Origin of the sequence: Blastomonas sp. RAC04, from assembly GCF_001713435.1 — a bacterium.
Classification (GTDB): domain Bacteria; phylum Pseudomonadota; class Alphaproteobacteria; order Sphingomonadales; family Sphingomonadaceae; genus Blastomonas; species Blastomonas fulva.
In genome coordinates this window covers 1613804-1626726 of the sequence record NZ_CP016460.1, presented here as the reverse complement: position 1 = coordinate 1626726, position 12923 = coordinate 1613804, and the positions used below count along the sequence as shown (strand labels likewise).

Below are 12923 nucleotides of genomic sequence, written 5' to 3'. Positions count from 1 at the left end.
GCGGCGATGCAGGCCCATCTTGGCGGTCTGGCTCTGGGACTGGCGCTTGCGCTGGTCGGGGTGCTGACCTTCGTCACCGCATCGCAGGAGCGCTTGCTGCAAAAGTGGATGGGAAGCACTGTCGATCATGGCCAGTTTCCCGCTGCCAAAAGGGCGCTGCGGGGGCAGGGGATGGTACTGTTCCTCTCGGCTGCCGCCACGGTGCTGGTATCGGCAGGGCCATCCATTGGGCTGGCGGGCGAGGCAGCGATGGCACTCGTCGCTGCGCTGGTCGTCATCCAGGCGTTCCTGATCTGGCGGCTCTACGGCAATCGCGATCCGTTTGTGCGCCAGATCCTGGGCGAAACCGCCAGCATGGCGTTCTGGGTGGGAATAGCCGGATTGTTCCTATGGGCTGCGGCAGAGCGATTTGCCGGCGCCGGGCGGCTCGAAGCGCTCGATCTGGTGGTCGCCGGGATGGCGGTCCACGGCGCCACCGTGATGCGGATATGCGCGCGCCGGGTGCGCGGCTGAGCGCCGATCAGCCCTTGAACAGGATACGCCCGCTGGCGAGCCGCTCGCGGCTCAACGTGGTGACTTCCTTGAGGAAGCTGGTCGGCTTCTTGAAGAACTTGCTCTTGGAGTTGATCCTCAACCCCGCAGCCGTCGCAACTTCCGCGATGAAGTGCACGCAATTGGCGGTGTTGAGGTTGTAGCTCTTCTGCTTCTTGTTGCGCCACTTTTCGGTCACCGCCATCACCGCGCGATATTCGGCATCGGTCAGTTCATAGGTGAAATGCGGGTTGGAACTGGCGATATACTTGGGCTTGGCATGGCTGATCTCGCCCTGGACCCAGCCGAACAGGATGCTGGGGCCGGTGCTGGTGGCGGTGAAGCCGACATTGGTGTCCACGCTCTCTCCGGTGGAATCGACCTTGCCCTTGAGTGTTGCAAAGGCATGGGGAAACTGGCTGCCCAGTTCGTGGCTGTAGAAGGTGATGGTGACGCTGGCATGGGCGGCATTGGCCCACAGCATCATCGGGGCGATCAGAAAGGTCAGCAGCAGGCGCTTGAGCATCATCGAGTCTTCCCTTGTGCAGGCGCAGCCAGCGCCCCGTCGAGCCAGGCTGCCGAATCAGCCGGGCTTTGCTTGTTGTCGTCCCTGTCGACGCGATAATTGGCCTCACGCATTTTTTCCACCGGGATTGCGCCGACAAGCGGTTTGAGTGCCTCGACCAGCCGTGCGTCGCGGGCGGCTGAGCGGCTGACCATCAGGATGGCGTCATACGAGGGGATTGCGCCCTTGGGATCATCGAGCACGACAAAGCCGTTGGCGGCGATCCGTCCGTCGGACGAAAACGCCGAAATGATATCCGCCTCGCCCAGCGAGAGCGCGCGGTACATGAAGGTCGGCTCGAACGCCCGCCGGCCTTTGAAGCGCAGCGGATAGGCGGCCTGGACCATCTGCCATTCGGGCCGCTCGAGAAACTCGACATCGGTGCCGAACACGAACTGCGGCGCAACGCGCACCACATCGTCGAGCGAACGAAGGCGCAGCCGCCTCGCGTCATCGGGGCGCACGGCAAAGGCATAGGTGTTTTCGAAGCCCAATGGCCCGACCAGCTGCACGCCATGCTGCGCCTTGGCCCAGCGCGCGATCTCCGCGATCATCTGGGCCCGCGGCTCGGGGTCCTGCCGCTGCATCTCGTTGGTCCAGATGGTGCCGGCATAATCGACATAGACCTGCACCTCGTCGCTGGCGAGCGCGCGGAACACCACCGCGCTGCCCAGGCCTTCGCGGTATCGCACCGCATAGCCCGCCGCCTCCAGCCGCCGCCCGATCAGCCGTGCGAGAACATATTGTTCGGAGAAGCGCTTGGCGCCGATGGTGACCACCGGACGGTCGGCCTGCGGCGCGGGCCACAGAGCCGCACCCAGTCCCAAAGCGAGCGCGATTCCCGCCAGCCAGATGCGCAGGTGCTTGCGCCAGCGGATACCGCTCTCGATCAGCCCGAGCAGTAGATCGACACTGATCGCCAACCCCGCCGCTGCCAAGCATCCCGCGAGCACCAAAGACCAGTTCTGGGTCTGCAGCCCGGCAAAGATGAGATCGCCCAGGCTGGGCTGGCCCACGGTGGTCGAAAGCGTCGCTGCGCCGATGGTCCAGACCGCAGCGGTGCGCACCCCCGCCATGATGGTGGGGGAGGCGAGGGGAGCTTCGACCAGCCACAGTTTCTGCAGCGCGGTCATGCCCACGCCGTCCGCTGCCTCGACCATCGCCGGCTCGACCGAGCGCAGCCCGGTCACCGCGTTGCGCAGGATCGGCAGCAGCGCATAGAGCGTCAGCGCCAGCAGCGAGGGCAGAAAGCCCAGAGGGGAGATCGCATCGCCGAACACCGCCGAAAGCGCGAGCAGCAGCGGAAAGAACAGCGCAAGCAGCGCGAGCGCGGGGATCGTCTGGATCAGGCTGGCAAAGCCCAGCGTCACGCCTGCGACGGTGCGGCTGCGCGCGGACGCGATTCCCAGCGGCAGTGCGATCATCAGCGCCAGCCCCAGCGCGGCAAAGCTCAGCTGCACATGCTGGGCGAGCAAATCGAGGATGCGCGGCCAGTCCTGGTTCATGCGGCGGGCCCCGCCGCCCGCATCGCGGTGATCCGTTCTGCCTGTAGCCTCGGCACTGCGACCAAAGCCTCGGCCTCCGGCCCGCAGCGGCCCGCGATCAGCTGCGCAGGCGTGGCGTCCGCGACGATCCGCCCGCTCGCCATCACCCAGATGCGGTCGGCAAACAGCAGCGCCTCGGCCATGTCGTGGGTGACCATGATCGTGGTCAGCCCCAGCTGCTCGTGCAGCGCGCGATACTGCTCGCCCAGCGTCTCGCGCGTCACAGGGTCGAGCGCGCCGAACGGTTCGTCCATCAGCATCAGCCCCGGAGCGCCTGCCAGCGCGCGCGCGACCCCGACGCGCTGCTGCTGGCCGCCGGACAGTTGCTCGGGCAGCCGGGTGGCGAAATCGCGCGGCAGGTCGACCAGATCGAGCAGCGCGGTAACGCGGTCGTCCGCCAGCGGTTTGCCCGAGGCGAGCCGCGAGCCGATACCGATGTTCTGCGCGACGGTCATGTGCGGAAACAGGCCGATGTTCTGGAAGACATAGCCGATCGAGCGGCGCAGTTGGTGCAGCTCCTGCGCGGCCACGTCCGCGCCGTCGATTCGCACGCTGCCATGATCGGGCTCGATCAGCCGGTTGACCGTCTTCAGCAGCGTCGATTTGCCCGATCCCGACGATCCGACAATGGCGACGAAGGTGCCGGGCGAAATTCTCGCATCGACGCCAGCGATGGCGACCGTGCCGCCATAGGCCTTGCCGACGCCCTCGAACGCTACGGCAGGGCCGCGCGCGGTGGCAGGCCGGGAGAATGAGGGTGAGGTCGCCATGCAGAGATGCTTATAGGCGGCACAAACCGGCGCTGGCTAGCCACTTGCGCGAGGGTGGGGGGCGGCTTAGCGTTGAGCTCGAAACACCTCATCCGTTTGTCCTCGGGAACTCGGAGAACGGGGCACCAGGATTAGGGAAGCCTGAACTATGACCGACACCAAGTACATCTTCATCACCGGCGGCGCGTCGGGCATCGGGCGCGAGGTGGCGAAGTATTTCGCGCAGCGCGGATGGTTCGTCGGGCTTGCCGATGTCAACATGAAGGGCATGGAAGAAACCGCCGCGATGCTGCCTGCCGGCATGGCGGCGACTTACATGCTCGACGTGCGCAGCCGGCAGCAGTGGACCGCAGCGCTGGAGGCCTTCACCGAGGCCAGCGATGGCAAGCTCCATGTGCTGTTCAACAATGCCGGGGTGGGCATCGGCGGGCTGCTCGAGGAGCACAGCGAGGACGATATCGAGAAGCTGGTCGACATCAACTTTAAGGGCGTCGTCTATGGCGCGCATATCGGCCACAGATATCTGAAGGCCACTCCCGGATCGTGCCTGCTCAACACCTCGTCCGCGTCGGGCATCTACGGCTCGGCCGGACTGTCTGTCTATTCGGCGACCAAGTTCGCGGTGCGCGGCCTGTCCGAGGCGCTCGATATCGAATGGGGCCCGGACAACATCCGCGTGCGCGCACTGCTGCCCAGCTTCATCGACACGCCGCTGCTTGACGGACCGGTCGCGCGGACCAACCAGTCCAGCCGTGACAGCGTGACGGCGGCAGGGCTCGAGATCGCGCCGGTGGCGATCGTGGCGGAAGCGGCGTGGGCCGCGGTGCACGATCCCAGGAACGTCCACAGCTATGTCGGACCCACCGCCAAAAAGCTCGCCTTTGCGGCGAAATGGATGCCTGGCTCGATCCGCAAGCGCGGCGGCATCATGGCGCGCAAGCGCGCCGAAAGCTGATCTGCCGATTCCAGACACGAAAAGGGCGGCCGATGCGCTGTGCATCGGCCGCCCTGAAACTGTTGATCAGCCAAAGCGGCTGGATCAGGCCGAAACGCGCTCAGCAAGGATCGTCAGACCCTTTTCGTTGACTTCGGCAAAACCGCCTTCGACGGCGATGGTTTCGGGCTGCGACCCTTCGGTCTTGTAGATCGAGACCAGCCCGTCGCGCACGGTCGACATCAGCGGCGCATGGCCTTCGAGCACGCCGAACTCGCCCTCGCTGCCGGGCACGACAACCATGTGCACCGCTTCGGAGCGGACCAGCCGTTCAGGGGTTACGAGTTCAAACTGCAGTGCCATTCAAAAATTCCTCGATGCCCTCTCCCGTTGGGGAGAGGGCAATGTATCAGATTAAGCCGCTTCTGCGAGCGTCTTGGCCTTTTCGACCGCTTCGTCGATGCCGCCGACCATGTAGAAGGCTGCTTCGGGAAGGTGATCGTATTCACCGTCCACCACAGCCTTGAACGAACGCACGGTGTCTTCGATGGCAACGAACTTGCCGGGGATGCCGGTGAACACTTCTGCCACGTGGAAAGGCTGCGACAGGAACTTCTGGATCTTGCGCGCGCGGGCGACGGTGAGCTTGTCCTCTTCCGACAGCTCGTCCATCCCCAGAATGGCGATGATGTCCTGCAGCGACTTGTACTTCTGCAGGGTTTCCTGGACGCGGCGGGCGGTGTCGTAATGCTCCTGGCCGACGACGGCTGCGGTCAGCACGCGGCTGGTCGAATCGAGCGGATCCACGGCGGGGTAGATGCCCAGCTCGGAGATTGCGCGGTTCAGCGTGGTGGTCGCATCCAAGTGAGCGAACGAGGTGGCAGGGGCAGGGTCGGTCAAGTCATCTGCGGGAACGTAGATGGCCTGAACCGAGGTGATCGAACCCTTGTTGGTCGAGGTGATGCGTTCCTGCAGCGCGCCCATGTCGGTCGACAGGGTCGGCTGATAGCCCACTGCCGAAGGAATACGGCCGAGCAGCGCCGACACTTCCGAACCCGCCTGGGTGAAGCGGAAGATGTTGTCGACGAAGAACAGCACGTCCTGGCCTTCCTGGTCGCGGAAATATTCCGCGATGGTCAGGCCCGAGAGAGCGACGCGAGCGCGCGCACCCGGAGGCTCGTTCATCTGGCCGAACACCAGCGCAACCTTGGAACCTTCGCTGGTCGGGTTACCGTCGGCATCCTTGGCGATAACGCCTGCGTCGAGGAATTCGTGGTACAGATCGTTGCCTTCGCGGGTGCGTTCACCCACGCCTGCGAACACCGAGGTGCCGCCATGGCCCTTGGCGATGTTGTTGATCAGTTCCTGAATGAGAACGGTCTTGCCCACGCCGGCACCGCCGAACAGGCCGATCTTGCCGCCCTTGGCATAAGGCGCGATCAGATCGATCACCTTGATGCCGGTCACCAGAATGGCGGTTTCGGTCGACTGATCGACGAAATCGGGAGCCTTTGCGTGGATCGGCGCGAAGTTCTTGGCGTTGACCGGGCCACGCTCGTCAATGGGCTCGCCCACGACGTTGAGGATGCGGCCGAGCGTTTCGGGGCCGACCGGCATCGTGATCTGCGCACCGGTGTCGGTAACTTCCTGGCCGCGGGTCAGGCCGTCGGTGCCGTCCATCGCGATGGTGCGGACGGTGTTTTCGCCGAGGTGCTGCGCAACCTCGAGCACCAGCCGGTTGCCGTTGTTGTCGGTGACCAGCGCGTTCAGAATGGCGGGCAGATTGTCTTCAAAGGTCACATCGACGACAGCGCCGATGATCTGGCTGATCTTGCCCACATTATTGGTGATTGCCATAAATATTTCCTACTCGAATCAAGATGTAACTGTTTGAATCACAGTGCTTCGGCACCGGCAATGATTTCGATGAGCTCGGTGGTGATCGCCGCCTGCCGGGTGCGGTTGTAAACGATCGTGAGGTCATTGATCAGCTCGCCCGCGTTGCGGGTCGCATTGTCCATCGCGGTCATCGAGGCACCCTGTTCGGATGCCGCGTTTTCGAGCAGCGCGCCGAAGATCTGCGTCGTGACGTTGCGTGGCAGCAGCTCGGCGAGAATTTCCTCCTCGTCGGGCTCGTATTCCATCGCAGCATCCGATGCCGCAGCACCCCCTGCGGGGATCGCGACGGGAATGATCTGCTTGCCGATGGGTTCCTGCACCAGCGCCGAGCGGAACTTGGAATAGAACAGGTGCGCGACATCGAACTCGCCGCGTTCGTACATCGCGATCAGCTCGGCCGCGATCTCCTGAGCTTCGACGAAGCCCTGGTTCTTGAGCGCGGTCGTATCGAAATAGCGGTCGATCTGCTTGGGATACTCGCGCACGATGACCGCACGGCCCTTGCGACCCACCAGGTAGAAGCGCACGGTCTTGCCAGCCGCTTCGAGCTCACGCGCCTTGATGCGGGCGGCCTTGACGATGTTGGCGTTGAACGCTCCACACAGACCGCGGTCCGACGAGGCGACGACGATCAGGTGAATCTGATCCTTGCCCGTGCCTGCCAGCAGCCGGGGGCTGGAATCGCTGATCGCGATCTTGGAACCCAGCGATGCCATCACGCGCTCCAGCCGCTCGGCATAGGGACGCGCGGCTTCCGCCGCCGCCTGTGCCTTGCGCAGCTTAGCGGATGCCACCATCTGCTTGGCCTTCGTGATCTTCTGGGTCGACTTGACCGAGGCGATCCGGCCCTTGAGTTCTTTCAGACTGGCCATGGTGTCCTAACTTCAAACCCTGTTCGGTCTCCCCCGCGAAGGCGGGGGGCCATCTCCTGCCGTTTCACCTCGCGCCACCGGCGGGAGATGGGCCCCTGCCTGCGCAGGGGACCAGCAGTTTATGCAAACGTCTTGGCGAATGCGTCGAGCGCAGCCTTCAGGCTGGCCTTGGCATCGTCGCCCAGATCCTTGGTGTCACGGATCGTGCCGAGCAGGTCGGCGTGATCGGTGCGCAGGAAGCTGAGCATTGCGGCTTCATATTCATTGACCCGGTTGACCGGGATGCTGTCGAGATAGCCGTTGGTGCCGGCATAGATCGACGCGGTCTGCTCTTCGAACGGCAGCGGGCTGTACTGGGCCTGCTTGAGCAGCTCGGTCAGACGCGCACCACGGTTGAGCAGCTTCTGGGTCGAGGCGTCGAGGTCCGAACCGAACTGCGCGAACGCAGCCATTTCGCGATACTGCGCCAGCTCCAGCTTGATCGAGCCCGAAACCTTCTTCATCGCCTTGGTCTGCGCCGCAGACCCCACGCGCGACACCGACAGACCCACGTTGATGGCCGGACGGATGCCCTGATAGAACAGGTTGGTTTCGAGGAAGATCTGGCCGTCGGTGATCGAGATCACGTTGGTCGGAATGTAAGCGGACACGTCGCCCGCCTGGGTTTCGATGATCGGCAGTGCGGTCAGCGAACCCGAGCCATTGTCCGAGTTCATCTTTGCGGCGCGTTCCAGCAGACGTGAGTGCAGATAGAACACGTCGCCCGGATATGCTTCGCGGCCCGGAGGACGACGCAGCAGCAGCGACATCTGGCGATAGGCAACAGCCTGCTTCGACAGATCGTCATACACGATCAGGGCGTGCATGCCGTTATCGCGGAAATATTCGCCCATGGTGCAGCCGGTGTACGGTGCAAGGAACTGCAGCGGAGCGGGCTCCGAAGCGGTCGCGGCGACGACGATGGTGTATTCCATCGCGCCCGATTCTTCGAGCTGGCGGACGATTTGCGCAACCGTCGAACGCTTCTGGCCGATCGCGACATAGATGCAGTACAGCTTCTTGCCTTCATCGGTGCCGGCATTGGCCTGCTTCTGGTTGATGAAGGTGTCGATTGCGACGGCGGTCTTGCCGGTCTGACGGTCACCGATGATCAGTTCGCGCTGGCCGCGGCCGACGGGAACGAGCGCGTCGATCGCCTTGAGGCCGGTCTGCACGGGTTCGTGCACCGAGGTACGCGGGATGATGCCCGGCGCCTTGGTTTCGACGCGCATGCGCTTTTCGGCGACGATCGGGCCCTTGCCATCGATCGGGTTGCCCAAGCCATCGACCACGCGGCCGAGCAGGCCCTTGCCGACGGGGACGTCAACGATGGTGCCGGTGCGCTTGACGACATCGCCTTCCTTGATCTCGGAGTCCGAGCCGAAGATCACGACGCCGACATTGTCGGCTTCGAGGTTGAGCGCCATGCCCTGCACGCCGTTCGAGAACTCGACCATTTCGCCGGCCTGGACGTTGTCCAGACCGTGGATGCGGGCGATACCGTCGCCGACGCTGAGCACGCTTCCGACTTCGGATACTTGCGCATCCGTGCCAAAATTGGCGATCTGATCCTTGATAACCTTGGAGATTTCTGCGGCACGAATGTCCATGAGAATGTTAGCCTTTCATCGCTTGGCTGAGCGTGTTGAGACGAGTCTTGATGCTGGAGTCGATCATCTGGCTGCCCATGCGGACAATCAGGCCGCCCAGGATGGACGGATCGACCTTGGCGGTGATCTTGATGCTGTGACCGGCGCGGTCTTTCAGCTGCTTGCGGATTTCGTCGATCTGCGTTTCCGTAAGCGGAAAGGCGGAGGTGACTTCGGCGGTCACTTCACCCCGGTGCGCGGCGACCAGCGTGTCGAAGGCGGCCAGAATGTTGGACAGCTGACCCAGACGGCGGTTGTGGGCGAGCACGCCCAGAAGGTTGCCTGTCATGGTGTCGAGCTTGAGCGTCGTGCTCAGCGCTTCCACCACCTTTTCGGCGGCGCCGCGGCTGATCGTCTGGCTTTTGGTCATGGCCGCGAAATCGGGCGATTCGTTGAGTGCGGCGCGCAGCGTCGCAACGCTCGCCTCCACGTCGGCAAGCTGCTTGTCGTCGCGGGCCAGCGAAAAGAGAGCGGAGGCATAACGCCCCGCCAGACTGGCCTGTATCCCGCCGGAAATGTCCACGCGAATGCTTTCCCTTGCCGTGATGTTATTGTTGCAGGCTTGGTTGGAAAGGTCTGACCTCCCCACCTGTCGGCGCGGCGGTTAGCACTCATCATGTTGCATTGCAAGACGGGGACAAACATCGCTGGCCAAAGCTGGCGGCGCCGCAATTTTGGTGGTTTGCGACAATTTGATGAAAGCGTCGTTTACCAAATCTTGGGACCGATCGGGCATTTTACATATCACGCGAAGTGTCGCCACGCATTCAACGGAACCGCCCGGATCTATGTCGAAAATCGTCAGCATGCGCAGGGATATGCTCCACCGGCTGGCCGGGCTGAGCGTTCATGCCAAGGTGCGCCTGGGGCTGACGGTGATGCTGGGCCTGATGGCGCTGCTCGCCGTCGGCGCGATCGGCGTTGTCGCGATGACGCAGTACACCACCAGCCACCTGATTTCAGGGCGAATCCAGCCGACGGTGCGGATGCAGGCGGTGATCGACGGCTATCGGGAATCGCTGGCGATATCGAGCAAGGTGGAATCGGGGGTGATGCCGCCTGCCAGCGGGGTGAGCGCGCTCGATGCGCTGGAGCGCAAGATCAACCGCAACTGGAACAAGCTCGAGGCAAGCGACTTTGCCACCGAGTTCAAGCCGCAGATGACAGAGCTGCGCCACAGCCGCGCGACCGCCGATGCGGCGAAGGCCAAGTTGCGCCGGTTGCTCGAAAACGAGGCGATCGAGGAGATGGACTATTTCATCTCCAACGATCTGCACCGCGGGCTCGACCCGATGTTGATCACCAGCCAGAACGCGATCGACGTCATGCGCCAGCGCGCGGTGCAGCAGCTGGGCTTTCTGCGAAGCGTCTATGTCATCGCGCTGGCGTTCTCCGCGCTGCTCGTGCTGGCCGGAGGGTTTTTCGTCCACTGGTGCGTGCGCTACACCAATCGCGACTTCCTGCTGCCGCTGACCGAGCTGGGGCAATATGCGCTGCCCGAAAATCGCGATGCGGTGACGGTGCGCGATCTGGGACTGCGGCGCCGCGACGAGATAGGTGCCATCGCGCGTGCCATCCACCGCTCGCACGCCAAGGCGGACCGTGCGCTCAAGGCTGAGAAAGACCGCCAGGCGGCGCAGCTGCAGCTGCAGCGCGAGCAGATCGATCGCCAGCAGGAACGCGCACGGCGCGCGCTCGAGCTCGATCGGCTTTTCGCCAGCCACGAGGCGCGGCTGTCTGAACTGTCGGATAATCTCGCGCAGGCCGCCGTCGGCATGCGAGAGGGTGCGCAGATGATGAAGCGCAACGCGGCGCAGGCGCAGGACTACAGCATGTTCATCGCCGACAACGCGAATCAGGCGGCGCAATCGATGCAGGCCATCGACACCCATGGCCGCAGGCTTCAGCAGACCGGCGGCGAGGTGCGCGAGCTGGTCGCCGACAGCACGCGCAACATCTATGATGCGCACAACGCCAGCCAGTCGAGCCGCGATACGGCAGACCAATTGCATGCAGTCGCAGGCGAGATTTCGGACATTCTCTCGCTGATCACCCATATCGCCAAGCAGACCAATCTGCTGGCGCTCAACGCCACGATCGAGGCCGCGCGCGCGGGCGAGGCGGGCCGGGGCTTTGCGGTTGTGGCGCAGGAGGTCAAGAACCTTGCAAACCAGACCCAGCATGCCGCGGCATCGGTCGAGCAACGGCTGGGCAGCATCGCCAGCATGACCCGCGAGGTCTCCGGCACCATCGTCACTGTCGACGGCCATGTCGCCACGATCCGCCACAATGCCGACCGCATAGACCAGGCGGTTTCCGATCAGCACCGTGCCAGCAGCGACATCCTCAACGCGATCCGCGTGGTGCAGGGCGGCAGCCAGCAAGTGCTGGCACAGATGACCGAGCTCAAGGAGAAATCCTCCCGCGCCAACCTGTCTGCCGATGCGCTCAGCCAGACCGCCGAGGACGTCGCGCGCCAGTCGCAGGAGCTGCGCGCGCAGATGCAGCAGCTGGCGCAAGCAGTCCGCTCGGCCTGACGATTGCGGCTTTGACCGCATGATCCGGGACGCATCGCTCGGGCCCGCCCGATAACTATCGGACAACCCCATCAAGGAGTTGGTCCATGAGCTACGCGATTACCGGCCTTGCGCCGTCGTCCTTTTCCGATCTGTTCACCCTGTCCGATGCCGACCTTGCTGCCCGCAATGCCATGCGGGTGGAGGTGACCTCGCATCCAGGCTTTCCCTGCCGGATCAGCCTCGAGGATGCCGCTATCGGCGAAACCGTGATCCTGCTGCACCATGTCAGCTATGATGCACCCACGCCCTATCGCAGCGCCTACGCCATTTATGTGCGCGATGTCGGCGCTGCAGCGGACTATCGCGACAGCCTGCCGCCGGTGATGCGGGGCCGGGCGCTGGGGCTTCGAGCGTTCGATGCAAAGGGCATGCTTCGCGACGCGCGCCTTGCAGCGCCCGGGCAGGCCGATGCAGCGATCCGGGGCCTGTTCGACAATCCCGCGATCGCCTATATCCACGCGCACAATGCGGCGCATGGCTGCTTCGTGGCGCAGGTCGACAGGGCATGACGATGGATGACACGATCGACGACATCGCCGCGTGGGACGCGGTACTGCGCCGCGACCGCGGGTTCGACGGCCGCTTCGTCACCGGGGTGCTGACCACCGGGATCTATTGCCGCCCGTCCTGCGCGGCGCGGCATCCGGCGCGGGGCAATGTGCGCTTCTTTGCCGATGGCGCGGCGGCGCGCGCGGCGGGCTTGCGCGCCTGCAAGCGCTGCCTGCCCGACGATGTCGCACGCGACGAGGTTGCCGTGCTCAGCGCGATCAAGGCGATCCAGGCAAGCGAGGAACCGCTGGCGCTGGCGGCGCTGGCGGCAGAATGCGGCTATTCGCCGGCGCATTTCCAGCGCGTGTTCACCCGCCACACCGGCCTGTCGCCCGCCGCTTATGCCCGCGCATTGCGCGAGGAACGCGCGCGCGAGGCGCTCAGCCGCGAGCCCCGCGTGGTCGATGCGATCTACGAGGCAGGCTTCAGCGCGCCATCGCGCTTTTACGGATCGATGAAAGGACGGATCGGCATGGATCCTTCGGTATGGAAGAACAAGGGTGCGGGCGTCGATATCCACTGGACGCAAAGCCCGACCAGCCTTGGTCTGTTGCTGGTGGCATGGACCGACAGGGGCGTGTGCCGCCTGTCGTTCAACGAGGGGCCCGAAGCGCTCGCCGCACGCTTTCCTGCAGCCACGCTGCACAAGGCGGACACGGACGCCGCGACGATACTCGCCGGAGTGATCGCCGAGGTCGAAGCCCCTGCAACCGGCGCTGCCATCCCGCTCGATGTGCGGGGCACCGCGTTTCAGGAGGCGGTTTGGAAGGCGCTGTCCGAAATCCCGGCGGGCGAGACTCGCAGCTATGCCCAGATCGCAGCGAGTATCGGCAAGCCCAAGGCAGTGCGCGCGGTTGGGTCTGCCTGCGGGGCCAATCCGGTTGCGGTGCTGATCCCGTGCCACCGCGCGCTGCGCACCGATGGCACGCTGGGCGGCTATGCCTATGGCCTTGAGATCAAGACCGAGCTGCTCAAGCGCGAATCGGACTGAC

General features: G+C 64.2%; 13 protein-coding genes. 5 read left to right on the top strand and 8 right to left on the bottom strand.

Features of this window, described 5'->3' with window-relative positions; genetic code table 11:
* Positions 1-6 precede the first annotated feature (6 nt).
* On the top strand, positions 7-513 hold the full coding sequence (locus tag BSY18_RS08635; protein WP_069050321.1) for a hypothetical protein: 507 nt from the start codon (positions 7-9) through the stop codon (positions 511-513).
* Positions 514-520: 7 nt separating this feature from the next.
* Here BSY18_RS08635 and BSY18_RS08630 read toward each other — a convergent pair whose 3' ends face one another.
* Genes BSY18_RS08630 through BSY18_RS08620 form a run of 3 tightly spaced genes read right to left on the bottom strand, consistent with a single transcriptional unit; the run spans position 521 to position 3410 of the window.
* On the bottom strand, positions 521-1060 hold the full coding sequence (locus BSY18_RS08630) for a hypothetical protein (protein WP_069050320.1): 540 nt from the start codon (positions 1058-1060) through the stop codon (positions 521-523).
* Positions 1057-2601 carry an ABC transporter permease/substrate-binding protein gene (locus tag BSY18_RS08625; protein ID WP_069050319.1) on the bottom strand — a complete coding sequence of 515 codons (1545 nt, stop codon included), beginning with the start codon at positions 2599-2601 and terminating at the stop codon, positions 1057-1059. The genes BSY18_RS08630 and BSY18_RS08625 overlap by 4 nt, the downstream gene beginning before the upstream one ends.
* Entirely contained in the window at positions 2598-3410 is an 813-nt protein-coding gene (locus tag BSY18_RS08620; RefSeq protein WP_069050318.1) for an ATP-binding cassette domain-containing protein, read from the bottom strand. The genes BSY18_RS08625 and BSY18_RS08620 overlap by 4 nt, the downstream gene beginning before the upstream one ends.
* 148 nt (positions 3411-3558) lie before the next feature.
* Between BSY18_RS08620 and BSY18_RS08615 the strand changes: the two genes are divergently transcribed.
* On the top strand, positions 3559-4365 hold the full coding sequence (locus tag BSY18_RS08615) for an SDR family oxidoreductase (RefSeq protein WP_069050317.1): 807 nt from the start codon (positions 3559-3561) through the stop codon (positions 4363-4365).
* 84 nt (positions 4366-4449) lie between these two features.
* On the opposite strand, the gene BSY18_RS08610 is transcribed toward BSY18_RS08615, so the two are convergent.
* From BSY18_RS08610 to BSY18_RS08590, 5 genes are all read right to left on the bottom strand, one after another.
* On the bottom strand, positions 4450-4707 hold the full coding sequence (locus BSY18_RS08610) for an ATP synthase F1 subunit epsilon (RefSeq protein ID WP_069050316.1): 258 nt from the start codon (positions 4705-4707) through the stop codon (positions 4450-4452).
* Positions 4708-4758: 51 nt separating this feature from the next.
* Entirely contained in the window at positions 4759-6201 is a 1443-nt protein-coding gene (gene atpD, locus BSY18_RS08605; protein WP_054134678.1) for a F0F1 ATP synthase subunit beta, read from the bottom strand.
* 38 nt (positions 6202-6239) lie between these two features.
* On the bottom strand, positions 6240-7115 hold the full coding sequence (locus BSY18_RS08600) for a F0F1 ATP synthase subunit gamma (RefSeq protein ID WP_069050315.1): 876 nt from the start codon (positions 7113-7115) through the stop codon (positions 6240-6242).
* A gap of 119 nt (positions 7116-7234) precedes the next feature.
* Positions 7235-8764, bottom strand: a complete 1530-nt coding sequence (gene atpA, locus BSY18_RS08595; protein ID WP_054134676.1) for a F0F1 ATP synthase subunit alpha — start codon at positions 8762-8764, stop codon at positions 7235-7237.
* Positions 8765-8771: 7 nt separating this feature from the next.
* The gene (locus BSY18_RS08590; protein WP_054134675.1) at positions 8772-9326 is read right to left on the bottom strand and encodes a F0F1 ATP synthase subunit delta; all 555 of its coding nucleotides are present in this window, start codon (positions 9324-9326) and stop codon (positions 8772-8774) included.
* 283 nt (positions 9327-9609) lie between these two features.
* Here BSY18_RS08590 and BSY18_RS08585 point away from each other — a divergent pair, with 283 nt between their 5' ends.
* The 3 genes from BSY18_RS08585 to BSY18_RS08575 all read left to right on the top strand — a co-directional run bounded on the left by BSY18_RS08585 (position 9610) and on the right by BSY18_RS08575 (position 12922).
* Positions 9610-11340, top strand: a complete 1731-nt coding sequence (locus tag BSY18_RS08585) for a methyl-accepting chemotaxis protein (protein WP_171900194.1) — start codon at positions 9610-9612, stop codon at positions 11338-11340.
* A gap of 86 nt (positions 11341-11426) precedes the next feature.
* A complete protein-coding gene (locus tag BSY18_RS08580) occupies positions 11427-11891 on the top strand; it encodes a DUF1203 domain-containing protein (RefSeq protein WP_069050313.1) in 465 nt (154 codons plus the stop codon).
* Entirely contained in the window at positions 11888-12922 is a 1035-nt protein-coding gene (locus BSY18_RS08575; RefSeq protein ID WP_054134672.1) for a bifunctional transcriptional activator/DNA repair enzyme AdaA, read from the top strand. Before BSY18_RS08580 ends, BSY18_RS08575 begins: the two co-directional genes overlap by 4 nt.
* The last annotated feature ends 1 nt before the right edge of the window (position 12923 follow it).